Genomic DNA, 25,802 nt, shown 5'->3' on the forward strand with positions numbered 1-25,802 from the left:
CCCGTGCGCGCGATGCTGCTCGTCCTCGCCTCGAGCATCGGTTCCCTGGGATGGGGCGGGATCCTGCCCTACCAGTACGCCTATGCCGCGGAGACGAGGGACTGGGGCGCACTCGTCGCCGCGGGCGCCGCCTCGCTGTTCTCGGTGGGCGCGCTCGTGGCCGCACCGCTCGCGGGCCGCCTGAGCGACCGGTTCCCGCCGGTGCGGGTCGCCGTCGCCGCGCAGCTCATCGGCGCCGCGGCCGCGGCCTCGCTCATCGTCGCCGACGAGCCGGGCGCGTTCCTCGCGGGCATGCTCGTGTTCGGCATGGGGCTGTCGGCCGCGGCGCCGGCGAAGCAGGTGCTCGCACTGCAGTGGTCCTCGAGCGACGACCGCCGCAAGGTGTTCGCCTACAAGTTCACCGGCGAGGCGCTCGGCATGGCCGCTGGCGCGTTCATCGCCGGGCTCCTCGTCGACCTCGACCGGCACGACGGGCTCGACGTCGGGTTCCTCATGGCCGCGGCGGGCTTCGCCGTGTCGTCCGCCATCCTCTGGCTCGCCGGCCGCGGCGCCGTCGTGCCGACCGACTTCGCCTCCGACCCCACGGGCTCGATCCGCGCCGTCGAAGCGCGCTCGCGCGGCATCCTGCGCATCATCTTCGCCACCCCGGCGCTGCGCTGGACCGCGATCGTGACGATCACGCTCGCGCTCGGCTTCTACGCGCAGTTCGAGGCGGGGCTGCCCGCGTACGGCATCACCGTGCTCGGCGTCGACCCGACCGTGATCGGCACCGCGGCGGCCGTGAACTGCCTGGTGATCGTCGCGATCCAGGTCGTCATGGTGCGCCTCACCGCCAAGCGCAGCGCGCCCGTGCTGCTCATGGGCGTCGGTGCGATCTGGGTGGTCGCGTGGCTCGGACTCTCGGCGGCGCAGCTCGCGCCCGGCCTCGCCGCGGCGATCTTCGTCACGACGTACGGCGTCTTCGCGGTCGGCGAGACGATCTACAGCCCGGTGCTGAACCCGCTGACGGCGTCGCTCGCGCCGAAGGGCATGGTCGGGCAGACGCTCGGCACGATGGCGGCCCTGCAGACGGCGTTCACCGCCGCCGGGCCGCTCGTCGCCGGGGTGCTGCTCGGCGCCGGCCTCGTGGACGGGTTCCTCTGGATGCACCTCGGCGTGAGCGTGCTCGCCGTGTTCGCCGCGTGGCGCGTGCACCGCGCGCTCGTCGCGTCGCGGCGCGCGGCGGAGCCGCCGCTCACCCGCCCGATCCCGGTCGCGGGCGGGGCGTGAGTTCGCGGCATCTCGCGGTCGGCGGGGTATGTGGCCCCGGGCACGAGCGGGTGGGCCGGGGGCGTCTATCGGAACATATGTGCGTATAACTCGGTTACGTGTGTACGATTCGGCACATGAGACGTGCGGCATCCACGATCGCGGCGGCCGTTGCGGTCGCCTGGGCGGGCGTGACGCTCACCGCATGCATGCCGTGGACCGAACCGGCCCCATCACCCACGCCGTCGATCGCATCCCCTGATTTGACTCCGACGCCGGTCGCCGGCGTCGCCTGCCAGGACCGCTTCACGGCGAAGGTCGAGTGGGGAACCGACCCGGCGACGCCGAAGAGCGCCTACCTCGCGCTCACCAACGTCGGCGATGCGGCATGCTCGCTCACCGGGTTCCCGACGGAGACCGCCCTGCTCGGCGCGTCGGGGCCCATCGAGACGGTCGGCTACGGTCTCGACGGCGCACCGACCGCCGACGCCGAGGGCCGGGCCGGCGAGGTCGTGACCGTCGAGCCCGGCGAACGGGCGTACGTCTGGGCCCGGATCTCGCGGACGGACGCGCGCGCGAGCGACGACCCGTGCCGGCTCCCCGTCGCGGCGACGGGCGTCACGCTCGTGCTCCCGGGCGCATCCGAGCCGATCGTGGCGGCGGCGGACGTCGAGGTGTGCGTCGACGAGGACGCGGACGACCTCCAGGTCGGCCCCGTCGACTCGGAACCGCGACCTGCGTCAGGCGACGGCTAGGACGCCTCCCGCAGCCCGGTGATCCGGATCACCGGCTCGCGCAGGCCGTCGTCGGTCTCCTCGAAGCCGCGCTCGAACTCGAGGCCCGAGACGTCGTAGCGCTTCGCGAGCTTGTCACGGATCGCCGCCTCGTCGCCGTCCTCACCGATGTCCCGCGGGTGCACGACCTCGACGTCGAGCACTCTCCCGCCGCCGGCAGTGACCGCAATGGCCCATCCCGAGTTCTGGACGGTGTCGCTCAGGTGCGGTCGCGCGACCGCGTGCAGTGTGTTCTCCCCCATGGCTCGACTCTACGACGCGGATGCCGCTGCGGTCAGTGGCACCGCGAGGCAGGCACTCGCAGTCCCTCCCTCACCGGCCCGATCCGGCCTACCGTTGGGGGCATGGGTGACATCCGCGCCGAGATCAGGGAGTTCCTGAGCACGCGCCGCGCTCGCATCACTCCGGAGCAGGCGGGACTGCCCGCGTACGGCGGGAACCGCCGCGTGAAGGGCCTCCGCCGCGAGGAGGTCGCGATGCTCGCCGGCGTGTCGGTCGACTACTACGTGCGCCTCGAGCGCGGCAACCTCGCCGGAGCGTCCGACAGCGTGCTCGACGCGCTCGCGAGCACCCTCCAGCTCGACGAGGCCGAGCGGCAGTACCTGTACGACCTCGCGCGCGCCGCCGGTCCGGCGCCGCGACGCGCCGCGAAGCCCAGGGTCGGCGTGCGGCCGGCCGTGCAGCAGGTGCTCGACGCGTTCACCGAGGCGCCCGCCTGGGTTCGGAACGGCCGGCACGACGTCCTCGCCGCGAACCTGCTCGGCCGGGCGCTCTACGCACCCGTGTTCGACGACCCGCACCGCCCCGTCAACACGACCCGCTTCGCCTACCTCAACCCCGCCGCGCGCGAGTTCTGGCGCGACCACGACCTCGTCATGCACGACGCCGCCGCGATGCTGCGGATGGAGGTGGGGAAGCACCCGCACGACCCCGAGCTCGTGAAGCTGGTCGGCGAGCTCTCGACGCAGAGCGAGCTCTTCCGCGAGCGATGGGCGTCGCGCGACGTGAAGTTCCACCGCAGCGGGCGCAAGCGCCTGCACCACCCCGTGATCGGCGACCTCGACCTCGACTACGAGTCGATGGACCTGCCGAGCGAGCCCGGCCTCGTGCTCAACGTGTACACGGCCCCGGCCGGATCGCCGTCGGCCGACGGGCTCAGGCTGCTCGCCTCGTGGGCCGCCACGCATGCCGCCGAGTTCCGGGCGGCGGATGCCGGTGCACCCACCGCCTGAACCGGACGGGCGATCAGCCCGGGTACTCCTCGGCCGTGAGCAGCTCGCCCCACTCGGTCTCGGGCTCTCCCGACTCCGGGTCGGGCGCCTCCCAGAGGGCGAGGTGGCACATGAACTGCTCGGCGGATGCCCCGTGCCAGTGCCACTCGCCCGCAGGCGAGACGTCGCCGGTGAACCACGCCTCGGGGCCCTTGGCGGTCGGATGGTTCGGGAGCTTCTCGGTGCTCATGACGGGGTCCTCTCGTATCGTGTGCCGTCGCGGGCGATCAGCCGGGACATCCGGCTCAGAACCCGACCATGACCTTCAGCGCCTCGCGCGCGTCCATGGCGGCGTAGCCTGCGGCGACGTCGTCGATCCCGACCGTGCGGTCGAAGACGCGCCCCGGGTCGATCTCGCCGTCGAGCACCTGCCGGATCGCGGGCTCGAGGTACGCGCGCACCGGGGCGGGACCGCCGGTCAGGGTCGCGTTCTTCCCGAACAGCGAGCCGAAGCCGATCGGCGCCGCCTCGTACTGCGGCACGCCGACCCGCGAGATCACGCCGCCTGCGCGGACCACGCCGTAGGCCTGCTCGTAGGCGGGCATGTGGCCGACGGCCTCGAGGACGACATGGCTGCCCTCGCCGCCCGTGAGATCCATGACCTTCGCGATGCCCTCGTCGCCGCGTTCGGCGACGACGTCGGTGGCGCCCCACGCGACCCCGAGGTCGGTGCGCGACGCGTGGCGGCCCATCAGGATGATCCGCTCCGCCCCGAGCTGGCGCGAGGCGAGCACGGCCGAGAGGCCGACCGCGCCGTCGCCGATCACGGTGACGGTCCTGCCCGGGGCGACCCGGCCCATGTGCGCGGCGTGGTAGCCGGTGAGGTAGACGTCGGAGAGGGTCAGGAGCGAGGCGAGCAGCGGCTCGGACGCCGACGCCGGGTCGAGGTCCGGAACGACGACGAGGGTGCCGTCGGCCTGGGGCACGCGGGCGAGCTCGGCCTGGAGGCCGCTGCCGGACGCCGGTCCGAAGAACCCGCCGTGCGGGCACGAGGTGTGGACGCCCTCCCGGCAGAACGGGCAGGTGTTGTCGCTGAACGCGAACGGCACGATGACGAAGTCGCCCTTCCGGACCGTCGTGACCCCGGCGCCGATCTCCTCGACGACGGCGATGAGCTCGTGCCCCATCGCTGCGCCGTGCTCGGCGTGCGGCATCGAGTGGTACGGGTGCAGGTCGCTGCCGCACACGCAGGCGCGCACCGCGCGGACGATGGCGTCGGTGGGCTGCTGGATCACGGGGTCGGGCACCGTCTCGACGCGGACGTCGCCGGCGCCGTACATGAACGTGGCCTTCATGGGGTGGTTCGTCTCCTTCTCGGATGGATGCCGCGGGCGCCTCGCGCCCGGGCCGTGCCTCCATCCGACCGCGCCTGACGCGCGCGCGGGAGTCACTGCCGTGACAGGTACCGGCAGTGCCTCCCTCCGCACGCTTCGTCGGCGGGAGGATGGGATGCGATCCGCCACGACGAGAGAGGACGCCCATGCCGACCTGGACCACCGACGAACTCGCCTCCCTCGATCGGGTCCGCGAGATCCGGGTCGCGGGACGCCGCGCCGACGGCTCGCTGCGGACCCCGACGATCGTCTGGGGGGTCGTGGTCGACGGCGCCCTGTACCTGCGCTCGTACAAGGGACCCGACGGCCAGTGGTATCGAGCCGTCCGTCGACACGACGAGGGCGCGATCACCTGGGGCGGCAGGACGGTCGACGTCTCGTTCGCGCCGGACGCCTCCAAGGACGCCGAGATCGACGCCGCCTACCTGGGGAAGTACGGCGGCGGCGGCTCGACGCAGGCGATGATCACGAGCCCGGCCACCGAGACCACGCTGCGCGTCGAGCCGCGCTGATCGGAGGCCTCGCGGGCCTTGGGGCCGTTGCGGCATCCGCACCGCTCTGGCAGGGTGTGCGCCGAGACCGCCGGGAAAGCCGAGGGGGCGAGGCGACGTGGTCACCGTGCGAGAAGCGACGTTCCAACTGTTCCGCGATCTGGGCCTGACGACCGTGTTCGGCAACCCGGGCTCGACGGAGGAGACCTTCCTGAAGGACTTCCCGTCGGACTTCACCTACGTGCAGACGCTCGCCGAGGCCGCAGCCGTCGGTGCGGCCGACGGCTTCGTGCAGGCGACGCGCGTGCCGGCGCTCGTCAACGTGCACACGTCGGCGGGCCTCAGCAACGGGATGTCGAACATCCTGACGGCGTTCATGAACCGCACGCCGCTCATCGTGACGGCGGGCAACCAGACGCGCGACATGCTGCTGATGGAGCCGTGGCTCACGAACATCGAGCCGTCGGTGCTGCCCAAGCCGTGGGTGAAGTGGAGCTACGAACCGGTGCGCGCCGGCGACGTGCCGGCCGCGTTCATGCGCGCCTACGCGGTCGCGACGCAGCCGCCGCAGGGTCCCGTCTTCCTCTCGATCCCGTTGGACGACTGGGATCGCGAGGCCGACGGTCCAGCGGTCGTCCGCCGGGTCGCGAACCGGATCGCGCCCGACCCTGCGCGCATCGCGGAATTCGCCGTGCGCCTGTCGTCGGCGACGCATCCGGCCCTGATCCTCGGCGCCTCGATCGCCCGCGAACAGGGGTGGGACCAGGCGGTCACGCTCGCCGAACGGCTGAACGCCACGGTCTGGGCGGCACCGGCCTCGGAGCGCGCGCCGTTCCCCGAGCACCATCCGCTGTACGCGGGCGGCCTGCCGTTCGCGATCGGCCCGCTCGCCGAGAAGCTGGCAGGGCACGACGTCGCGATCGTCATCGGCGCGCCCGTCTTCCGCTACTACCCGTACGTCGCGGGCCACTACCTGCCCGACGGCCTCCACCTGCTGCACGTCTCCGACGACCCGGCTGAGACCGCGAAGGCCCCGGTCGGCGACAGCCTGCTCGGCGACCCCCTGCTCACGATGCAGGCGCTCACCGAGATCATCGAGGCCCGCCCGGCACCCATGCGCACCGTCGAGACGCAGCCGCACCGGATGGCCCCGACCCCGGTCTCCGCGGACGCCGAGCAGGCGGCGCCCGAGGGCGTGCTCACCCCGCTCCAGCTGTTCCGCACCCTGCGCGACGCGACCCCGCCCGACACCGTCCTCGTCGAGGAGTCGCCGTCGAACCTCGCCGAGCTGCACGCCGCGTGGCCCATCGAGGTGCCCGACACGTTCTTCACGTTCGCCTCCGGCAGCCTGGGCTGGAACCTGCCGGCCTCGGTCGGCATCGCGATCGCGGAGCGCACGACGGGCCGGAACCGCCCGGTGCTCGCCGTGATGGGCGACGGTTCGCTGCAGTACTCGATCCAGGCGCTCTGGACCGCGGCGCAGCACGACGCGCACCTGATCGTCGTCGTGCCGCGCAACGGCGAGTACGCGATCCTCAAGTCCTTCGCCGAGCTCGAGGAGACGCCCGGCGTGCCGGGCCTCGACATCCCCGGGCTCGACATCGTCTCGCTCGCGAAGGGCTACGGATGCCGCGGCGTCGAGGCCGACTCGGAGGACGCGGTGCGCTCGGCCATCGCGCACGCGCTCCAGCACCGCGGCCCCTCCGTCATCGTCGTGCCGGTGACGCCGACGGTGCCCTCGCTGCTCTAGCCCGCCGGGGCGTCAGCCTGCGGCAGCCGGCGCCGCCGGCACGGCGGTGCTGTCGCGCACGACCAGGCTCGTCGCGAGATCCATGCGCGGCGTCGGTGCGCCCGGGTCGAGCGGCTCCTCGGCGAGGCGGATGGCGAGGCGCGCCGCCTCCTCGCCCATGCGCCGCAGCGGCTGGTGGACGGTCGTGAGCTTCGGTGTGAGCCAGCGCGCGAGCGGGATGTCGTCGTAGCCGACGACCGAGAGGTCCTCGGGCACGCGGATACCGCGCTCGCGCGCCGCCTCGAGCACGCCGAGCGCCTGCATGTCGCTGCCGGCGAAGATCGCGGTGGGGCGGTCGTCGCGATCGAGCAGCTCGCGGGCGCGGTCGCGCCCTCCGGAGACGTGGAAGTCGCCGAACCGGATCCAGTCCTCGTCGATCGGGAGCCCGGCGGAGTTCATCGCCGACCGGTAGCCGTCGATGCGCGCGAGCGAGCACATCATGTCGGCCGGGCCCGTGATCGCGGCGATGCGCCGGTGGCCGAGCTCGATGAGGTGCCGCGTCGCGGCGAGCCCGCCCGACCAGTTCGCGGAGCCGACGGACGGCACGTCCGGCGAGGGGTCGCCCGCCGGGTCGACGATGACGAACGGGATGGCCCGCGAGTGGAGCTGCTCGTGGTACTCGGGCGCCAGGTCGCTGAACACGAGCACGACGCCGACCGGGCGCCGGCGCATGACGCCCTCGACCCAGTCGGGGTCGGGCGAGTGCCGGGTGCCGCTCACCGTCAGCACCACGGAGAGCCCGTGCTGCTTGGCGACCGACTCGACGCCGTCGATGACCTCCATCGACCAGATCGGGTCGAGCTCGTGGAAGACGAGCTCGAGGAGTTCGGCGCGCGCCTCCGACCGGCCGCCGCCCCGACGCCGGTACCCGCGGTCGGCGAGGACCTGCTCGACGCGCGCGCGGGTCGCGGCCGCGACATCCGACCGGCCGTTCAGGACCTTCGAGATCGTCGCGAGCGAGACGCCCGCCTCCGACGCGATGTCGGCGAGCGTGACGCGCTCCGGCGCGGCATCCGTTGTCATGTTTCGATTCTAGCGTCGAAACTTACGGAGCGCACTCAGCCGCGCACGACGTCCGGCGTCCCGTCCTCGTCGACCACCGGGACCACCGCGCCGCCGCGGATCCACAGCGGCACCGTGTCGAACCCGTGCCGCTCCCGCCGCCAGGCGCCGCCCTCGACGCGCTCGCGCGTGAACCAGTTCGTCCACGTGCCCGCCGGCAGGTAGTACTCGACGTCGCCCGACGCCGAGAACACCGGCGCAACGAGCAGGTCGGGTCCGAGCAGGTACTGCCGGTCGAGGTACGCGACAGCGGGGTCGCCGGGGAACGCCAGCTGCATCGGCCGCATGATCGGCGTGCCCATGCGGTGCGCCTCCTCGCCGGCCGCGACCAGGTAGGGCCGGAGCGACGCCTTGAGCTTCGCGAACGTGCGCGCGACCTCGACGGCCGACTGGCCGGGCGCCTCCTCGCCGTCGTCGAACGCCCACGGCACCCGGTAGCTCGTCGATCCGTGCAGCCGCGAGTGGCTCGAGAGCAGGCCGAACGCGAGCCAGCGCTTGAACACCGCCGCGTCGGGGCTGCCCTCGAACCCGCCGATGTCGTGGCTCCAGTAGCCGAAGCCGCTGAGCGCGAGCGAGAGCCCGCCGCGCAGGCTCTCGGCCATCGAGGTGAACGTCGAGGAGTTGTCGCCGCCCCAGTGCACCGGCATCGACTGGCCGCCGGCCGTCGCCGACCTGGCGAACAGCACCGCCTCGCCCGCCCCCCGCTCCGCCTCGAGCACCTCGAACACGGCGCGGTTGTAGAGGTCGGTGTAGCGGTGGTGCATCGCCTCGGGGTCGCTGCCGTCGTGCCAGACCACGTCGATGGGGATCCGCTCGCCGAAGTCGGTCTTGATGGCGTCGACGCCCTGCGCGATGAGCCCGCGCAGGTGCTCCTGGAACCAGCGCGTCGCGTCGGGGTTCGTGAAGTCGACGAGCGCCATGCCGGCCTGCCAGAGGTCCCACTGCCACACCGAGCCATCCGCACGTCGAACGAGGTAGCCGCGCTCGAGCCCCTCGCGGAACAGCTGCGAGCGCTGCGCGATGTAGGGGTTCAGCCAGGCGCTGACCCGCAGCCCGCGCGAGTGGAGCCGAGCGAGCATGCCCTCGGGGTCGGGGAAGACCGCCGGGTCCCACTGGAAGTCGGTCCAGTGGAACTCGCGCATCCAGAAGCAGTCGAAGTGGAACACCTCGAGCGGGATGTCGCGATCGGCCATGCCGTCGATGAACGCGTTGACGGTCGCCTCGTCGTAGTCGGTCGTGAAGCTCGTCGACAGCCAGAGGCCGTAGGACCAGTCGGGCACGCGCGCGGGGCGGCCGGTGAGCCTGGTGTACCGATCGAGCACCTCGGCCGGCGTCGGGCCGGCGATGACGACGTACTCCAGGCACTCCCCCGCGACCGAGAACTGCACCTGCTCGACGGCCTCCGAGCCGACCTCGAACGACACGTGCCCCGCGTGGTTCACGAGCACGCCGTAGCCGCGGTTCGTGAGGTAGAACGGCACGTTCTTGTACGCCTGCTCGCTCGACGTCCCGCCGTCGGCGTTCCAGATGTCGACCGTCTGCCCGTTCTTCACGAGCGGCCCGAACCGCTCGCCGAGCCCGTAGACCAGCTCGCCGACGCCGAGCGAGAGCTGGGTGTGCAGGTAGGCGGATGCCTCGGCGAGCCCCGTCGTCGTGATGCCGGTCACGCCCGTCGGCTCGGCCGCGACCGGCGCCCCGGGCGCGAGCTTCAGGTAGCCGACGGACTTGTGGCCGCTCGTGGTGAGCGGCGACCCGGCGGCATCCTCGAACGTCAGCTCCCAGGGGGCGCCGCGGCGGATGCGGGCGCGCAGTGGACCCGCGTCGACCACCCCGCCGTCGTCGTCGACCGAGATCGCGGCGCGGTACGCGTCATCCGTCGCCAGGTCGAACCCGACGTCGCGCGGCGTTCCGCAGTGGTGCTCGACCCGCACGCGGATGACGCCCTCGGCGAGGCTCGCGAGCGAGACCGTGAGCATCGGCCGGTTGAGCGTGTCGCCGCGTGCGGCGATCACACGCGTGGGCGCCCAGACGACCAGCTCGTCGCGGCCGTCGGCCCCGCGCTCGACCGCGAGGTCGCGCGCCTCCTGCGCGTACAGCGCCTCGACGCCGGGGCGGACGTGCCAGAACCCGTCGGTGAACTTCATTACTTGACCGCTCCTGCCGTGATGCCGCGCGTGAGGGTGCGCTGGAAGATGAGGAAGAAGACGAGCGTCGGGATGAGCCCGAGCAGGGCCGACGCGCTCGTCGTGGTGACGTCCATCAGCCGGTCGCCCTGGAGCACCGTGATCGCCACGGGCACCGTCTGCGTCGCATTCGACACGAGGAACGTCAGCGGGATCAGGAACTCGTTCCAGGTCCAGATGAAGAAGAAGATGAGCAGCACCGACAGCGTCGGCCGCGAGATCGGGTAGACCACGCGCCAGAGGATCTGCCAGCGCGAGGCGCCGTCGAGCGAGGCCGCCTCGAGCAGCTCCCTCGGGAACGTCGAGTAGACGGACGCGAGCAGGTAGGTGCCGAACGCCGACTGGATGACGGTGAAGATGATGATGACCGCCCACTGGCTGTCGTACAGCCCCGCCTCCTTGAACATGAAGTAGAGCGGGTAGAGCAGCACCTCCTGCGGCAGCATGTTCGCCAGCAGGATGAGCACGACGATCCAGAGCCGGCCCTTCACGCGACCGATGCCGAGCGCGAACGCGTTGAACATCGAGATGAGCACCGCGAAGACCGCGACGAGGCCGGAGATGAAGACCGAGTTCCACAGCTTCTCGGGGAAGTTCACGCGTTCCCAGAACGCGACGATGCCATCGAAGTAGAACTCGGTCGGCAGGGTCAGCGGACCCGACGTGTTGTAGTCGGCCGGCGACTTGAACGAGTTGACCAGGATCAGCAGGAACGGGACGGCGATGAAGAAGCCGAGCACGACCGCGACGGCGAGCACGAGCCAGTCGCCCGGCTTGCGCTTGTTCGGGCCGCCGGGGCGGCGCGAGCGGATGGCTCGGCGCGGGCGCTCCGCGTCGGGCTCGGGCGCGGCATCCGTCGGCAGTTCGACGTCGCGGCGCTCGGGGTCGAGCTCCTCGATGATGGCGCTCATCGCTCGGCCTCCTTCTTCTCCATGCGGTGCTGGGCGAGGATGAACAGCACGCTGACCGCGGCGATCACGACCGTGAGCGCGGTCGCGATGGTCGCGCCGTAGCCGACCTGCTGCGACTGGAAGAACTCGCTGTACGCGTAGTAGGCGGGGACGATCGTCGACGTGCCCGGCCCGCCGCCGGTCAGGGCGTAGACCGGGCCGAACACCTTGAGCGCCGCGATCGTGCAGGTCAGGGTGACGACGAAGATCTCGGGGCGGATCATGCCGAGCGTGATCGCGCGGAACCGCTGGAACCAGTTCGCGCCGTCGAGCTCGGCGGCCTCGTACAGCTCGGGGTCGACGCGCTGGAGCGCGGCCATGAAGATGACGATCGGGTAGCCGAGCTGGACCCAGACCATGATGACCATGAGGCTCGGCAGGGCGGTATCGGGGCTGCCCAGCCAGTTGTGGGCGAGGTCGCCGAGGCCGATCGCCTCGAGCACCTGGTTGAGCGCGCCGTTCTGCGGCCGGAGGATCCAGCCGATCACGATGGCCGCGATCACGGCGGGCAGGATCTGGGGCAGGTAGTACGTCGCGCGCAGGAAGCTCGCGAGCTTCCCGCCGAACTTGCGCCCGATGAGGTCGAACAGCATCGCGGCGAGCAGGAGTCCGAGGAGCGTCGGCACGATGACCATCGCGAGGATCATCGCGATCGAGTTGCCGAAGCTCGTCCAGAAGACGCGGTCGCCCATGAGCTCGACCCAGTTCTCGAGGCCGATCCACTCGGGCGGGCGGATGCCGCGGTACTCCGTGAACGTGAGGTAGACGTTCCAGACGAGGGGGACGACGACGATCACGGCGAGGAGCGCGAGCCCCGGCACGAGGTAGAGCCAGTAGGTGCTCCGGCGAGCGCCGGGGATGAGGCCGTCCTCGGGCCCCGCGGGGCTGCGGCGCGACCTGCGGCCGCCGCCGGCGGCATCCGTCGCCTCGATCGTCGTCGCGGCCCTGGTGTCGAGGGCTGACATGGGTGGTTCCTTCCGGTGGTCCGGGCGGGCCGCGCTGCGGCCCGGGTGGGGCGTGGCCCCGAGGGGCGGATGCCGCGGCGCACGCACTCGCCGCGGCATCCGAGCCGGTCAGCCGACGATGTCGTCGACGCCCGACTGGTACTGCTCGCCGAGCTGCTGCTGCACCTCGGACGGGGACTTCGTGCCGTTCACGAGCTCCTGGAGCCCGGCGTTCAGCTCGTCGTAGAACGTCGGCGTGGGCCAGTCGGGGTAGAACGAGATGCCGTCCATCTCGTTCAGCGCGTTGAAGTTCGCGATGAGCTCCTGGGACTTCTCGTCGGTGATGTCGGCCTCCTCGGCGGCGACGGGCACGCCGCCGTTGTTGCCGAGCAGCGCCTGGATCTCGGGGCGCATCGTGATGTCGATGAACTCGTACGCGAGCTCCTTGTTCTGCGCCCGCTCGGGGACGACCCACATGTTGCCCGCGGAACCGGGCGAGAGCTCGGCCTCGGGGAAGAGGAACGTGCCCCACTCGAAGTCGGTGATCTCGTTCACGAAGCGGCCGTACCACCAGCTGCCCGAGTAGAAGATCGGGGCGTCGCCGCTGATGAAGCTCACGCCGGCGTCCTCGGCCTTGAGGCCGGAGGCATCCGTCGAGATGTAGCCCGCGTCGACCCAGTCCTTCACGGTCTCGGTGGCGTAGGAGATCTCGTCGCCCGACCAGTCGATCGGGTTCTCGTAGAGCTGGTAGTCGTTCACGAACTGCCGGTCGGCCTCGCCGAGGGCGAGCTGGTACCAGAGCTGGCCGAGCGGGTACTCGGCGGCCGATTCGGCGAGCGGCGTCGTGCCCTGGTCGGCGAAGGCCTGGAGCACGTCCTCGAACTCGGCGAAGGTCGTCGGCACCTCGACGCCCGCCTCGGCGAACGCGTCCTTGTTGTAGTAGACCTGCACGAACTCGCCGTAGTTCGGCACGCCGTACCAGCTGCCCGAGCCCATGATGCCGTTCTCGTCGTACTTCGCCGTCGTCTGCAGGGCGGGCGCGAGCTGGTCGCCCCAGCCGTACTCGTCGACGACGTCGTCGAGCGGCGTGAGCAGGCCCTCGCTCGAGAGCAGGCCCGCGGTCGCGTTGCCCTTGTTGTACTCGAGGAGGTCGGGCGCCTCGTCGGAGTTCAGGACCTGGCTGGCGGTCGAGCGGATCTGCTCGAAGCTCTTCTCCTCGAACTCGACGGTGGCGCCGGTCTCCTCCTCGAAGACCTCGATCGCCTCGGCCCAGGCGATGCCCATGGCCGAGTCGGCGCCCTCGTAGTGCCAGAGGCGGAGGGTGTTCTCGTCGCCGCCGGCGTCGCTGCCGGAGCAGCCGCTGAGGGCGAGGGCCGCGACGGCGACCGAGGCCGCGACGGCGAGGGTTCTGGTGTGCTTCATTGCTACCTCTCCTGGTGTGGGTGGTGCGGTTCCCGGCGGGGGTGGCGGGTGCCGGGGATATTCGGTGGTGGTGGTGTCGGGTCGGGTCGGGCGAGTTGTCGAAGCGCTTCGATGACGGGCGAACGGATGCCGCGTGGCCGCGGTGGTCCGTCAGTCCGACGCGCCTCCGGGCGGCGCGGTCGAGCCGTGCGCCCGGTACTCGGGGGCGATCAGGTGGACGGCCGCCGGGACCTCGCCGCCGTCGACCATGCGCATGGCGAGCTCGACCGCGAGCTCGCACGACGCGCTCGGCACGAGCGGGACGGAGTCGATCGGCGGGTGGAAGGCGGAGGTGTCGAAGGTCGCCCCCACGGAGACGACCGACACCTCCTCGGGCACGCGACGGCCGAGCGTCGCGAGTTCGTCGAGTGCGACGGCGTGGCTCGTGTCGTCGCAGTGCAGCACGAGCGCGGTCGCACCGGCCTCGACGAGGTCGCGGACGGCCTCGCGGACCGGCGCGCGGCGCGGGCCGTCGGACTCGGGCAGGACGGTCGTGCAGTCCAGCCCCCGCTCGGCGGCCCGGGCCTCGAGCCCCCGCCGCACGCGCGGTGGGAAGTTCGACTTCTCGTACGCGGTCGGCGGGTGCCCGACGAATCCGATCGAACGGTGGCCGAGGTCGGCCAGCCGGTCGACGGCGAGCGCCGCGGCGGCCTCGAAGTCGAGGTCGACGCAGACGAGGCCCTCGTGGTCGTCGGGCACGCCGATGAACACGGTGGGCAGCGCGATGCGCCGGGCCAGGTCGACGCGCTCGTCGTCGGGAGCGACGTCGAGCACGAGCACGCCGTCGGCGAGCCCGCTCGAGGCGACCCTGCGCATGCCGGCCGACGCCTCCTCCTCGGTGAGGAGCAGGATGTCGTACTCGTACCTGCGCGCCGCGATGGAGGTCGCGAGCACGAACGCCATGTGCGCGGGCGCGTGGGTGTCGGCCCGGAACGGCTCGGTGAGCGCGAAGATCTGCGTGCGGCGGCCGGCGAGCATGCGAGCACCGGCGTTCGGCCGGTAGTCGAGCTCGCGCGCCGCCTCCTCGATGCGACGCCGGGTGTCGGGCGAGATCGAACGCTTGCCGCTCAGCGCGTACGACACGGTGCTGATGGACACGCCGGCGGCCTGGGCCACCTCGTGGATCTTCGCCATGTCGACTCCATCGTCTCGAAGCGTTTCGACTGATTGCGAGGGACTCTACGCAGGTGTCGAAGCGTTTCGCAAGTGTTTTGTGGAATTCAGGAACAAATGGCTCTCGACGCGCCGAACCGGACTTGCCGCCGGCGCGACATCCGGTTATGTTTATCTCGCCAACAAATCATCGATGACGCTGAAAGGCGGATCACCCATGGCCAGCGCGCCCACCCGCGACGACAAGTTCTCCTTCGGCCTCTGGACCGTGGGCTACAACGGCACCGACCCGTTCGGCGGACCGACCCGCAACGCGCTCGACGTCGTGCACGTCGTCGAGAAGCTCGCCGAACTCGGCGCCTACGGCCTCACCTTCCACGACGACGACCTCTTCGCCTTCGGCTCCTCCGACGCCGAGCGCCAGACGCAGATCGACCGGCTGAAGGGCGCGCTCGCCGACACCGGCCTCATCGTGCCGATGGTCACGACGAACCTCTTCTCCGCGCCCGTGTTCAAGGACGGCGGGTTCACCTCGAACGACCGCCAGGTGCGCCGCTTCGCCCTCCGCAAGGTGTTCCGGCAGCTCGACCTCGGCGCCGAGCTCGGCGCGAAGACCTTCGTCATGTGGGGCGGCCGCGAGGGAGCCGAGTACGACTCGGCCAAGGACATCCGCGCGGCGCTCGAGCGCTACCGCGAGGCCGTGAACCTGCTCGGCGACTACGTGACCGACAAGGGCTACGACATCCGCTTCGCCATCGAGCCGAAGCCGAACGAGCCGCGCGGCGACATCCTGCTGCCGACCCTCGGCCACGCCATCGCGTTCATCGACTCGCTCGAGCGCCCCGAGCTCGTCGGCCTCAACCCCGAGGTCGGGCACGAGCAGATGGCGGGTCTCAACTTCGCCGCGGGCATCGCGCAGGCCCTGTACCACGGCAAGCTCTTCCACATCGACCTCAACGGCCAGCGCGGCATCAAGTACGACCAGGACCTCGTGTTCGGCCACGGAGACCTGCACAACGCGTTCGCGCTCGTCGACCTGCTCGAGAACGGCGGCCCCAGCGGCGTTCCCGCGTACGACGGCCCGCGCCACTTCGACTACAAGCCCTCGCGCACCGAGGACGAGACAGGCGTCTGGGACTCGGCCGCGGCGAACATGCGCACCTACCTGCTGCTCAAGGAGCGGGCGGCGGCGTTCCGCGCCGACCCCGAGGTGCAGGAGGCGCTCGCCGCGGCGCGCGTCGACGAGCTTGCGCAGCCGACCCTCGGGGACGGCGAGACCTACGACGACTTCCTCGCCGACCGCTCGGCGTACGAGGACTTCGACCCGTCGGCCTACCTCGGCGGGAAGGGCTTCGGATTCGTCCGCCTGCAGCAGCTCGCGACCGAGCACCTGCTCGGCGCGCGCTGACCGGCCCGTCCACAACTCCGGTGGTCGAGTAGCGACGGAGGAGCGTATCGAGACCACGCACGCGGTCTCGATACGCGCTCCGCGCTACTCGACCAACGGCAACCTTCCAAGGAGAACGCAATGACGCTCGTCGCCGGCGTCGACTCGTCGACGCAGTCGTGCAAGGTCGTGATCCGGGATGCCGCGACCGGTGCGCTCGTGCGCTCCGGCCGCGCCGCCCACCCGGACGGTACCGAGGTCGACCCCGCCGCGTGGTGGGGTGCCCTGCTGACGGCGTTCGCCGACGCGGGCGGGTTCGACGGCGTCGAGGCGATCTCGATCGCGGGCCAGCAGCACGGCATGGTCGTCCTCGACGCGGACGGCCGCGTCATCCGCCCCGCCCTGCTCTGGAACGACACGCGCTCGGCGCAGGCGGCGCGCGACCTGATCGACGAGGTCGGGGCCGACGCATACGCCCGCCGCACCGGCGTCGTGCCCGTCGCCTCGTTCACCGCGACGAAGCTGCGCTGGCTGCGCGACGCCGAGCCGGAGAACGCGGCGCGCGTCGCCGCCGTGGCGCTCCCCCACGACTGGCTCACCTGGCGCCTGCGCGGCTTCGGGCCGGCCGACGAGTCGCCGCTCGGGCCGGTGCTCGAGGAGCTCGCGACCGACCGCTCCGACGCGAGCGGCACCGCGTACTGGGGCGAGGGCGGCTACGACCGCGACCTGCTGGTGCGCGCGCTCGGGCACGACGCGATCCTCCCGCGCGTGCTCGGACCGGGCGAGGCGGCGGGCCGGACGCCCGACGGCATCCTCGTCGGTCCCGGCGCGGGCGACAACGCCGGCGCCGCGCTCGGGCTCGACGCCGCATCCGGCGACGTCGTCGTGTCGATCGGCACGAGCGGCACGGTGTTCGCCGTGACGGATGCCGCCATCGCCGACGCATCGGGCACCGTGGCGGGATTCGCGGACGCCACCGGGCGGTTCCTGCCGCTGATCGCGACGCTGAACGCCGCGCGGGTGCTCGACGCGACCGCCGGGGTGCTCGGCGTCGACCACGCCGAACTCGGCCGCCTGGCGCTCGAGGCCGACCCCGGCGCATCCGGCGCCGTGCTCGTGCCGTACTTCGAGGGCGAGCGAACGCCGAACCTCCCCGACGCGACCGCCTCGTTCTCGGGGCTCACGCTCCGGAACACGACGCGCCCGTCGATCGCGCGGGCCGCGGTCGAGGGCCTGCTCTGCGGGCTCGCCGACGGGCTCGACGCGGTCCGCGGGCAGGGGGTCGAGGCCCAGCGCATCCTGCTCATCGGCGGGGCGGCCCAGAACCCGGCGGTGCAGGTCGCCGCCACGCAGGTCTTCGACGTGCCGGTCGTGGTGCCGGCCCCGGGCGAGTACGTCGCCGACGGCGCGGCGCGGCAGGCCGCGTGGGTGCTGACCGGCGAACGACCCGCGTGGCCGATCGAGGCCGGCGAGCCGCTGCCCGGCGACACGAGGCCGGAGATCCGTCGGCGGTACGCCGCCGCGCAGGCGCGCGCGACGGCCTGACGCTGCGCGACCCGCCGACCGAACCCGCTGGGCTCCTCCGAGCCTCGGCGCGTAGCATGGCCGGTGGACGTCGCCGTCCGACGACGCCCCGCCGACGAGGTAGGAGGACCATGATGATGTCCGAATCCGATGAGGTCCGCGGACCCGATCCCGACGACGTCGAGGGCGAGTACACCGAGGTCGAGGGCGAAGCGCCGCGGAAGCGGACCGTCGAGGGCGAGTACACGCGCACCGACGGCGTCGAGGAGGACGAATCGGTGGTCGGCGACTACACGTCGACCGCGGAGCACCCCGAGACCCATCCGGCGTCCGAGGAGCACGGGGACTACACGCGCGAGGACGAGCGGCCGAAGCCGCATCCGGGGCTGCACAAGGGCTGAGCCCCGGTCACGGGTGCGCGGTTTCGCGACGAGTGCGCAGGGACGACCCCGCGCACCAGTCGCGGAATCGCGCACTCATGGGGCCGAGGAGCCGAGCGTTCGCGCGAGCTCCGCCCCCGCCGCCTCGAGCCAGCGCAGCGGGTCGGCCATCGCGGCGTCCCCGCCGCCGGCGAGGTCGGTCAGCGACGCGGATGCCGCGAAGGCCGACGCGTCGGCGTCGATCGCACCCGCCACGAGCGCGACGGGCACGCCGGCGGCATCCGCTCGGGCAGCGACCTCGCTCGGCACCTTGCCCGCGGCGGACTGCCCGTCGAAGCGTCCCTCGCCCGTGATCACGAGCGACGCGCCCGCGAGCGCGTCGGCCAGGCCGATCGCATCGGCCACCGCGGCCGCCCCGCCGGCCATGTGCGCGCCCCAGACGAGCAGGCCGAACCCGGTGCCGCCGGCCGCGCCCGCCCCGGCCGCGTCGCCGAACGCCGCCCGATCCGGCATCGCCCGCACGAGCCGGCCGAGGTTCCGTTCCATGGGCTCGATCAGCTCGGGCGCCGCACCCTTCTGCGGGGCGAAGATCGCCGCCGCGCCGAACGGCCCGAACAGCGGGTTGGTGACGTCGCTGAGGATCGCGGCACCGCCGGCGGGTCGTTCGCGCAGGCCCGACAGGTCGACCCGCACGATCGCGCCGAGCCCGCGGTTGCCGGCGGGGACCGGCCAGCCGTCCGCATCGAGGAACCGCCCGCCGAGCGCGGCGAGCGCCCCCGCCCCGCCGTCGGTCGACGAGCTGCCCCCGATCGCGAGCAGCACGCGGGTCGCACCACCGTCGAGCGCCGCAGCGATCGCCTGGCCGAACCCGATCGTGTGCGCGTCGAGCGGGCGGAGCGGGTCGCACAGCGTGATGCCGCTCGTGAGGGCGAGCTCGACGAGCGCGCCGCCGTCGGGCAGCCGCAGCCACGCGGCATCCACCGGCTCGTCGTCGGGACCCCGCACGGTGACGGGCACGCGCTCGGCTCCCGCGACCGAGGCCGCGAACGCGTCGAGCGTGCCCTCGCCGCCGTCGGCCATGGGCCTCAGCACGAGCTCGTCGTCGGGGGCGACCGAACGCCAGCCGCGCGCGAGCGCGTCGGCGGCCTCGACGGCGGTCGCCGTGCCCTTGAACGAGTCCGGGGCGACGACGATGCGGCGGCTCACGCGGCGCCCGTCGCCGGAGGCCGTGCCGCCGTGGGCGCCGGCACGTGGCGCAGCCAGTCGATGGCGTTCGCGATGAGCGCGCGGTGCTCGGGCGAGTCGTACGATCGCACGTCGTGGCCGAGCGCGTCGTAGACGAGTCGCGACGGTCCGATTTCACGGGCCCACACGATCGGATGCCGGATGCCGTCCTGCTCGTGCTCCGCGATGGGCTCGATCACGTCGTGCAGGAGCAGCGAGCTGTAGCGCTCGTCCTCGAGCGTGAAGTCGTCGAGGCCCTCGCGGACGGCGTGGTTGCCGACGAGGTGCACGCGCGCCTCGCCGAACGGCGGATGCCACGACACGTCCCACTCCCACCGGCCGCCGATCGCGCGGTCGAAGGCGTCGAGGTCGCGCAGGCTCGATGCGGCCGCGTGGAGCGCGAGGATGCCGATGCCGCGCTCGAGCGCGGCGGCGAGCGGGCCGTCGTCGACCGCGGGCGCCTCGGCGTCGGGCGGCAGCGGCTCGCCGTCCACGCTCGAGCGATCCGGGTCGCCGGCGTTCACGACGAGCAGCGTCACGTCGTCGTCGAGCCCGCCGAGCGCGGCATCCACGTCCTCGCGGATCTCGACGTCGAAGCCGGCGTCGGCGACGAGCTCGGCCAGGCGCGAGCTCGTCTCGGCGTACGGATGCCACGGGTCGGCGTACCGCCCGGCACCGCTCAGGATCAGGGCGCGCATCGGAACCTCCTCGCTCGGCTGCATCGTACGGCCCTCAGTCGGCGACCACCATGGCCCAGTCGAACGCGGCGAGCCGGACGCGCTCGACCCGTTCGCCGGTCACCGCGTCGGTGCCCTCCATCTCGACCTCCACGGCCGGCCCGCCGTGGTTGACGAGCGTGACGAGCGCGCCGCGGCGCGCCGCCTCGACGTGCTCGGGCAACCCCGCGACGACCGGCTCCACCCCGGTCGTCGCGAGGAGTCGGTCGACGAGGGCCTGCGTGCCGGCCTCGTCGGGGATCGTGGCGAGGTAGCGGGCGGTGCCGCCCCGGTGTCCGACCTCGCGCCGCGTGAGCGCGGCGCCGCCGGTGCGGCGCCCCTCGGTGAAGGATGCCTCGGCGCGGGCGTCGGCGGCGACGTGCACTTCCTCCGCGAGCAGCGTGCCCGTCCCGGCGAGGCCGTCGCCGTCGCCCGCGAACGGGGCCGTGCGCTCCCCCGGCACCCCGGGCGCGGCATCGGTCGGCACGAGCGCGCCGAAGTCCTCGATGCGGATGCCGCAGAGCGGGCCGAGCTGCGTCGCGAACCCGCCGTCGCGGAAGCGGTCGAGTTCGTCGACGACGTCGCTGAACGGCCCGACGAGCAGGTGCCCGCCGGCCTCGACGAACGACGCGAGCGCGGCGGCATCCGCCTCTCGCACGAGGTAGAGCAGCGGCGCGATCGCGAGGTCGTAGCCCTCGCCGACCCGCGCGGCCGGAACGACGTCGACCTGCACGTGGCGGCGGTGCAGCGCGCGGTACCAGCGCTGGACCACGGCGACGTAGTCGAGTGCGTTCTGCGGGTGGTCGGAGGCCTCGACGGCCCACCAGTTCTCCCAGTCGAAGACGAGCGCGACGCGCGCGTCGCGCGCCGTCGCGTCGCCGGACGGGAGTTCGGGCAGCCCGGCGAGCGTCTCACCCAGCGCGACGACCTCGCGCCACGTGCGGGTCTCGGTGCCGGCGTGCGGGAGCATCGCCGAGTGGAACTTCTCGGACCCCGCCCGCGACTGCCGCCACTGGAAGAACAGGATGCCGTCGGCGCCGCGCCCGATCGCCTGCGCACTGAGCGCCGCCATCTGCCCCGGCGCCTTCGGCGCATTCGTCGGCCGCCAGTTGAGGGCGTTCGTCGACTGCTCCATGAGGATCCACGGCACCTCGGGCTTCAGGGAGCGCACGAGGTCGCGCTGGAACGCGGCCGCGCGGAAGGACTCGGGGTCGTTCGGGTCGGGGTAGCAGTCGTCGCTGATGACGTCCATGTGCGGCGCCCAGCCGGCGTAGTCGGCCGGCTTGAACGCGCCCATGAAGTTCGTCGTGATCGGCTGCGTCGCACCCGCAGCGCGGATGATCTCGCGCTCCATGAGGTAGCACTCGAGCAGCATGTCGCTCGTGAAGCGGCGGAAGTCGAGCTCCTGCCCGGGGTTGCGCGAGTACGGAGCCTTGCGCGGCGGGAACACCTCGTCGAAGGACTGGTACCGCTGCGACCAGAAGTCCGTGCCCCAGGCCTCGTTGAGGGCCGGCACGTCCCCGTAGCGATCGGCGAGCCAGCGGCGGAACGCATCGCGCGCGGCATCCGAGTAGTCGAAGTTCAGGTGGCATCCGTACTCGTTGTTCACGTGCCACATGACGATCGCGGGGTGATTGGCGTAGCGCTCGGCGAGCGCGGTGACGAGCTCGGCCGCCAGCCGCCGGTAGACCGGCGACGACGGCGCGAACTGCTGGCGGCTGCCCGGCCAGTAGGTGGCCCCGTCCTCGTCCTGCGGGAGCATCTCGGGGTAGTTCGCCGTGGCCCACGGCGGCGGCGACGCGGTCGCCGTCGCGAGGTCGACGGCGATGCCGCCCTCGTGCAGCAGATCGATGACCCGGTCGAGCCATCCGAAGTCGAACTCGCCCTCGCGGGGTTGTATGCGCGACCACGAGAAGATGCCGAGGCTGACCATCGTGACGCCGGCCTCGCGCATGCGAGCGACGTCCTCGGGCCAGATCTCCTCGGGCCACTGCTCGGGGTTGTAGTCGGCGCCGTAGTGCACGTCGGTCTCCTCGTCGAGTCTCGTCTTCGTGGGCGGGGCGGATGCCTCGCGCTCGCCGCCGTACATGGGAATCATGCCGCGGGCGCCGGCCCCCGTGCGGGAACCGGCGCCCACGGGGCCGGATCAGGTCAGCCGAGGATCACCTTCGCCTCGGCGAAGAACTGCTCGACCGCGTCGTCGACCGTGACGGCGCCGAGGCCGATCGACTTGCCCAGGTCCCAGAACGTCTGCTCGAGCGAGCCGTAGCCGACGACCGGGACCGGCGGCGCGTCGCCGATGCGGTCGGCGACCGAGTCGAGGTAGTCGGCGACCTGCGCGTCGACGCCCTCGAGCGTCGTGCCGGCGAGCTTCGTCTCGGATGCCGGGAAGCCGAGCGTGGTGCCGAAGACCTCACCGGCCTCCTCGCTGTTGACGACGAAGTCGAGCCAGAGCGCGGCCGCCTCGGGGTGGTCGGTGTCGGCCGAGATCGCAACCTGCAGGCCGGCCTGGCGGTAGAGGTCCTTCCCGCCGGCCTCGTCGATGGGCGGGGCGACGATCGTCACGGACTCGGCGCCCGAGTCGGCGAGGTAGCCGCCGAGGAAGTTGCTCCAGCTCGCCTCGCTCGCGGTGCGGTTCGAGCCGAAGCCCGAGATCGGGGCGATCTCCTCGAGCTGCTGCTGCGGGATCGCGACGCCGTCGCGCGCCTCGGCGCCCGAGTTCCAGAAGTCGCGGAGCTCGTCCTCGGTGAAGCCGAGCTCGCCGTCCTCGGTGTAGAGGTTGCCGCCCTGCGCGCGCAGCACGTTCTCGAAGGTCTGGATGCGCTGGGTCATGTCGGTGCCGCCGTACACCTCGCCGCCGGTGGCCTCGGTGACCTCGGCCATCCACTCGGTGTACTCGTCGTACGACGTGCCGCCCTCGTAGGGCTCGACTCCGGCCTCCTCGAGCAGGGCGTCGTTGAGGAACACGGCCCACGAGCTGTAGCCGGTCGGCAGCGAGTACTGCGTGCCATCCAGCTGGCCGGTCTGCTTCAGGCCTTCGTCGAACGCGTCGAAGTCGATCTGGTCGCCGACCGTCTCGAGGTCGAGCAGCAGTCCGGGCTCGGCGTACTCGCGGAGGTAGGAGTCGGAGAACTGCCAGACGTCGGGCAGGCCGCCGCCGGCCGCCTCGGTCTTGCGCTTCTCCCAGTACGAGGGGAAGTCGGTGAAGGTGCCGTCGATCGTGATGTTGGGGTGCTCGGCCTCGAAGGCCTCGATGAGCTGCCCGTAGCGGTCGGCGCGGTCGTCGTTGCCCCACCAGGTGAAGTTCAGCGTCACCTCCTCCTCGGGGTCGTACTCGCCGCCGGCGTCGCCGCCGCCCGCGCACCCGGTCAGGGCGAGGGCCGCAGCCCCCGTGATCGCCGCCGCGGCGAGCCAGTGCCGGCCGTTCTTCGTCGTGAACATCGTCGTCCTCCGTGCTGTGGGGTGGGGGTGGCGCTCTGGGAAAGCGCTTCCCCGCACATTAGCGTGCAACGTTTCAGTCGTCAAGGGACGGAATCACCCGCCCCCGCATCGGATGGCTGGCTGGCTGGCTGGGCCCGGGTAGTGCCGCGGGACGCGGCTCAGGTGCGGTGGACGTTCTCGGAGATGACCACGGCACCGTCCGGAACAGGCAGGCCGTCGGGCTGGACGACGAGCTCGCCGTCGCCCTCGATGCCCATGCCGCCGACCCTCACACCGCCGGCACCGCCGCATCCGGCCCCGGCTTCGCCGTTCGGCTCGACGAGGACGATGCACACCGAGTCGGGCGTCGTGCCGCGGGCGAGCCACAGCCTGAGGTCGCCGTCCTCGCCGATGTACCGGCTCGTCGCCGGATCGATCGAATCGAGCAGCGTCGCCTGGGCCGCGGCTGGCAGTTCGTCGCCCGAGCGCTCGGTCCGCTCCAGGTCGGCGAAGCCGACCCCCGCCATCGAGCATCCGGCGAGCGCGGCCGCCGCGATCATCGCGCCAACCGTCGCCCTGAGCCTCCGCAAGGTCACCATGACGGCGATGATGGCAGATCGGCCGCGCGCCGACGCGATCCACTCCCAACCATCTCGGCAACGGGCTCCGGGGCCCCAGCGGAGACGACGGGTCCGGGAGTCTCGCGAAGCCCCGCGCCGCGATCAGCCGTCGACGCGCGCGATCACCGCGGTGATGGCGTGAATGGTGAAGTCGAGCTCGCCGGCCGCCTCGCGGAACCGTGCGCGGAGCCGTCGGTAGAGTTCGTCCGTCGCAGTTCCCGACGGATCGAGTGCGTCGCGCAGGCTCGGCTCGCTGAAGGCCCGGAAGAAGCCGAGGAACCCGTCGGCGAACCGATCCATATCGCCATCGGCCGCGTACTGCTCGACGTACGGGTTCGGCACGTCGGTGACGGAGAGGTGCTCGAGTCGGAGGCGGCGTGCGACCTCCTCGTCGAAGGGTGCACGGGCCTCCGTGATCGACCGCTCGTACACGGGGAACACGTAGTCGTCGCGACGGTCGCGGTCGACCATCCCCTCGCCGACCAGCTCATCGACGACGGCGCGAACGAGGCCCCAGGTCGCATGCCCGGTCGCCACGCCCGATTCGTCGGTGCCCATCATGTCGAGCACCATCCGGCCTCCGGGCGCCAGTTCGTCGGCGCGGAGTTCGAGGAAGCGGGTCCAGTCGCGATGGGCCCGCGCGGCGATCGCGGCCCGCGCGGCGCCGTCGAGCTGGTCGAAGTAGAGCGCCGCTCCGGTCCCCGCCGGACCGGACTCGGACAGCCACTGCACCGAGGCGAAGCTGAGACCGAGGTCGACGAGTCCGCGCGGCGTGACCGGAGTGTAGAACGAGGTCGCGGACGCCATCGGCGTGATCGGACCGCCTGCGACGTGGAGGTAGCTGTCGGGGCTCGCGAGGTGCGCGAAGAGCGTCGCCCAGTCGTTCGACAGCACGTCGTTGTGCACCACGGTCACCGGGACGTCCGGCGCGTGCCGGCGCACCCGCTCGATCGCGAGGCGCACGAGGGCGTTCGAGACGCGGCCCTCCGCGCACCCGTAGTCGGCGATCGCGACCGAGCCGCCCTGCCCGGCGACGATCCGGTCTGCGGCATCCTCGACCAGCGCTTCGTGCGAGCGTGCCCCGCGCATCTGGTAGCCGCTGTGACGGTCGTAGTCGCCTCCGCCGGTCATCGCATGTGACATGGCGTCAACCTACGCCCGATCGGTCGCGATGGCACCCCGTCCGGATCCTCGGCAGGCCGACGAGGGACGTCTCAGCGCGCGTCCCGATGGCGCCGCCGCGGCCGCTCGGGCACCGCGACGATCGCGAGCGCTACGCACCCGAGTGCGGCCACGACGAGCGGGAACAGCTGCCACGTCACGACGACCGCGAACCCCGCGGAGGCCACGAGGTACGCGGCCCCGACCGGGTCGCCGGCGACCGCGCGCGGCGCCGCGCGCAGCGCGCCCAGCCAGCCGAGCTTCGGCGTCCAGAGCCCGGCCGCCGTGAACAGCGCGAGGGCCAGCGCCGCGAGGCCGAGCCAGCCGACCGCCGCGACGATCGGACCGCCGGGCAGTGCGCCGCTGTTCGCCAGGTCGATGTCGAGCAGCAGCACGAGCACCGCCGCGACGGATGCCGCGCCCACGCCGATCCCGCCGAGGAGCCCGGCCCGCAGGTCGGCCCAGAACAGGCCGAGCTTCGAGCCCTCCGCGAGCAGGTACCGCCGCAGGTGCCGCACGCCGGCCGCGAGCGCGGCGGGCAGGGTCACGAGCGGGATCGAGACGAGCGCGACGAGCACGCCGACGAGGAGCACCTCGCCGAGCAGCCCGAACGCGCTCGTCGCGCCGGGGAAGCGGGCGGGCGCCGCGCCCGAGCGGACCGGACCGGAGCCCGACCGCTCGTCGCGACGCGCGGCACGTTCCGTGCGACCGCCTGCCCGAGACATCCGCT

The 25,802-nt window shown here is 72.4% G+C and carries 24 protein-coding genes; 8 read left to right on the forward strand and 16 right to left on the reverse strand.

Going from position 1 to position 25,802, the window contains the following annotated elements; all coding sequences use genetic code 11:
• Positions 1 to 12: 12 nt before the first annotated feature.
• Complete coding sequence (locus tag GLX25_RS12040) at positions 13 to 1,269, forward strand: MFS transporter (protein WP_155842962.1); 1,257 nt, start codon at positions 13 to 15, stop codon at positions 1,267 to 1,269.
• A 116-nt stretch (positions 1,270 to 1,385) separates the two neighbouring features.
• On the forward strand, positions 1,386 to 2,003 hold the full coding sequence (locus GLX25_RS12045) for a DUF4232 domain-containing protein (RefSeq protein ID WP_155842701.1): 618 nt from the start codon (positions 1,386 to 1,388) through the stop codon (positions 2,001 to 2,003).
• On the opposite strand, the gene GLX25_RS12050 is transcribed toward GLX25_RS12045, so the two are convergent.
• Positions 2,000 to 2,284: a hypothetical protein gene (locus GLX25_RS12050; RefSeq protein ID WP_155842702.1), complete on the reverse strand. Its 285-nt coding sequence runs from the start codon at positions 2,282 to 2,284 to the stop codon at positions 2,000 to 2,002. The genes GLX25_RS12045 and GLX25_RS12050 overlap by 4 nt on opposite strands.
• A gap of 102 nt (positions 2,285 to 2,386) precedes the next feature.
• On the opposite strand from GLX25_RS12050, the gene GLX25_RS12055 reads away from it, so the two are divergent.
• On the forward strand, positions 2,387 to 3,274 hold the full coding sequence (locus tag GLX25_RS12055; RefSeq protein WP_155842703.1) for a helix-turn-helix transcriptional regulator: 888 nt from the start codon (positions 2,387 to 2,389) through the stop codon (positions 3,272 to 3,274).
• Between the two features lie 13 nt (positions 3,275 to 3,287).
• Here GLX25_RS12055 and GLX25_RS12060 read toward each other — a convergent pair whose 3' ends face one another.
• Both GLX25_RS12060 and GLX25_RS12065 read right to left on the reverse strand, forming a co-directional pair.
• A complete protein-coding gene (locus tag GLX25_RS12060; RefSeq protein ID WP_155842704.1) occupies positions 3,288 to 3,503 on the reverse strand; it encodes a cupin domain-containing protein in 216 nt (71 codons plus the stop codon).
• A 55-nt stretch (positions 3,504 to 3,558) separates the two neighbouring features.
• Positions 3,559 to 4,608: a zinc-binding dehydrogenase gene (locus tag GLX25_RS12065; RefSeq protein WP_205719887.1), complete on the reverse strand. Its 1,050-nt coding sequence runs from the start codon at positions 4,606 to 4,608 to the stop codon at positions 3,559 to 3,561.
• 185 nt (positions 4,609 to 4,793) lie between these two features.
• On the opposite strand from GLX25_RS12065, the gene GLX25_RS12070 reads away from it, so the two are divergent.
• Complete coding sequence (locus tag GLX25_RS12070; protein WP_166548768.1) at positions 4,794 to 5,159, forward strand: DUF2255 family protein; 366 nt, start codon at positions 4,794 to 4,796, stop codon at positions 5,157 to 5,159.
• Between the two features lie 97 nt (positions 5,160 to 5,256).
• On the forward strand, positions 5,257 to 6,888 hold the full coding sequence (gene mdlC / locus GLX25_RS12075; RefSeq protein WP_166548769.1) for a benzoylformate decarboxylase: 1,632 nt from the start codon (positions 5,257 to 5,259) through the stop codon (positions 6,886 to 6,888).
• 12 nt (positions 6,889 to 6,900) lie between these two features.
• Here the strand turns inward: mdlC and GLX25_RS12080 are convergent, their stop codons facing one another.
• The 6 genes from GLX25_RS12080 to GLX25_RS12105 form a co-directional block, all read right to left on the reverse strand.
• Entirely contained in the window at positions 6,901 to 7,950 is a 1,050-nt protein-coding gene (locus GLX25_RS12080) for a LacI family DNA-binding transcriptional regulator (protein WP_155842707.1), read from the reverse strand.
• Positions 7,951 to 7,985: 35 nt separating this feature from the next.
• Complete coding sequence (yicI, locus tag GLX25_RS12085; RefSeq protein ID WP_155842708.1) at positions 7,986 to 10,133, reverse strand: alpha-xylosidase; 2,148 nt, start codon at positions 10,131 to 10,133, stop codon at positions 7,986 to 7,988.
• Positions 10,133 to 11,083, reverse strand: a complete 951-nt coding sequence (locus GLX25_RS12090) for a carbohydrate ABC transporter permease (RefSeq protein WP_155842709.1) — start codon at positions 11,081 to 11,083, stop codon at positions 10,133 to 10,135. Before GLX25_RS12090 ends, yicI begins: the two co-directional genes overlap by 1 nt.
• Positions 11,080 to 12,087 (reverse strand): carbohydrate ABC transporter permease, encoded by a 1,008-nt coding sequence (locus GLX25_RS12095; protein ID WP_155842710.1) that lies wholly within the window; start codon positions 12,085 to 12,087, stop codon positions 11,080 to 11,082. Before GLX25_RS12095 ends, GLX25_RS12090 begins: the two co-directional genes overlap by 4 nt.
• Before the next feature lie 108 nt (positions 12,088 to 12,195).
• Entirely contained in the window at positions 12,196 to 13,488 is a 1,293-nt protein-coding gene (locus tag GLX25_RS12100; protein ID WP_155842711.1) for an ABC transporter substrate-binding protein, read from the reverse strand.
• A gap of 150 nt (positions 13,489 to 13,638) precedes the next feature.
• Positions 13,639 to 14,661, reverse strand: coding sequence for a LacI family DNA-binding transcriptional regulator (locus GLX25_RS12105; RefSeq protein WP_155842712.1), 1,023 nt, complete (start codon positions 14,659 to 14,661; stop codon positions 13,639 to 13,641).
• 196 nt (positions 14,662 to 14,857) lie between these two features.
• On the opposite strand from GLX25_RS12105, the gene xylA reads away from it, so the two are divergent.
• From xylA to GLX25_RS12120, 3 genes are all read left to right on the forward strand, one after another.
• A complete protein-coding gene (gene xylA, locus GLX25_RS12110; RefSeq protein WP_155842713.1) occupies positions 14,858 to 16,048 on the forward strand; it encodes a xylose isomerase in 1,191 nt (396 codons plus the stop codon).
• Positions 16,049 to 16,168: 120 nt separating this feature from the next.
• Positions 16,169 to 17,572 carry a xylulokinase gene (locus GLX25_RS12115; RefSeq protein ID WP_155842714.1) on the forward strand — a complete coding sequence of 468 codons (1,404 nt, stop codon included), beginning with the start codon at positions 16,169 to 16,171 and terminating at the stop codon, positions 17,570 to 17,572.
• 116 nt (positions 17,573 to 17,688) lie between these two features.
• The gene (locus tag GLX25_RS12120) at positions 17,689 to 17,952 is read left to right on the forward strand and encodes a hypothetical protein (RefSeq protein WP_155842715.1); all 264 of its coding nucleotides are present in this window, start codon (positions 17,689 to 17,691) and stop codon (positions 17,950 to 17,952) included.
• 75 nt (positions 17,953 to 18,027) lie between these two features.
• Here the strand turns inward: GLX25_RS12120 and GLX25_RS12125 are convergent, their stop codons facing one another.
• The 7 genes from GLX25_RS12125 to GLX25_RS12155 all read right to left on the reverse strand — a co-directional run bounded on the left by GLX25_RS12125 (position 18,028) and on the right by GLX25_RS12155 (position 25,797).
• Complete coding sequence (locus GLX25_RS12125) at positions 18,028 to 19,137, reverse strand: glycerate kinase (protein ID WP_166548770.1); 1,110 nt, start codon at positions 19,135 to 19,137, stop codon at positions 18,028 to 18,030.
• The gene (locus GLX25_RS12130) at positions 19,134 to 19,853 is read right to left on the reverse strand and encodes a ThuA domain-containing protein (protein WP_155842717.1); all 720 of its coding nucleotides are present in this window, start codon (positions 19,851 to 19,853) and stop codon (positions 19,134 to 19,136) included. Before GLX25_RS12130 ends, GLX25_RS12125 begins: the two co-directional genes overlap by 4 nt.
• Positions 19,854 to 19,887: 34 nt before the next feature.
• The gene (locus tag GLX25_RS12135) at positions 19,888 to 21,969 is read right to left on the reverse strand and encodes a beta-galactosidase (protein ID WP_240898336.1); all 2,082 of its coding nucleotides are present in this window, start codon (positions 21,967 to 21,969) and stop codon (positions 19,888 to 19,890) included.
• Between the two features lie 53 nt (positions 21,970 to 22,022).
• Positions 22,023 to 23,312, reverse strand: coding sequence for an ABC transporter substrate-binding protein (locus tag GLX25_RS12140; RefSeq protein WP_155842718.1), 1,290 nt, complete (start codon positions 23,310 to 23,312; stop codon positions 22,023 to 22,025).
• Positions 23,313 to 23,470: 158 nt separating this feature from the next.
• The gene (locus GLX25_RS12145) at positions 23,471 to 23,890 is read right to left on the reverse strand and encodes a hypothetical protein (RefSeq protein ID WP_155842719.1); all 420 of its coding nucleotides are present in this window, start codon (positions 23,888 to 23,890) and stop codon (positions 23,471 to 23,473) included.
• 123 nt (positions 23,891 to 24,013) lie between these two features.
• Positions 24,014 to 25,054: a class I SAM-dependent methyltransferase gene (locus tag GLX25_RS12150; protein ID WP_155842720.1), complete on the reverse strand. Its 1,041-nt coding sequence runs from the start codon at positions 25,052 to 25,054 to the stop codon at positions 24,014 to 24,016.
• 71 nt (positions 25,055 to 25,125) lie between these two features.
• Positions 25,126 to 25,797: a hypothetical protein gene (locus tag GLX25_RS12155; RefSeq protein WP_155842721.1), complete on the reverse strand. Its 672-nt coding sequence runs from the start codon at positions 25,795 to 25,797 to the stop codon at positions 25,126 to 25,128.
• Positions 25,798 to 25,802 lie beyond the last annotated feature (5 nt).

This window comes from Agromyces luteolus, from assembly GCF_009729855.1.
In the GTDB taxonomy this organism is placed as follows: Bacteria; Actinomycetota; Actinomycetes; order Actinomycetales; family Microbacteriaceae; genus Agromyces; species Agromyces luteolus.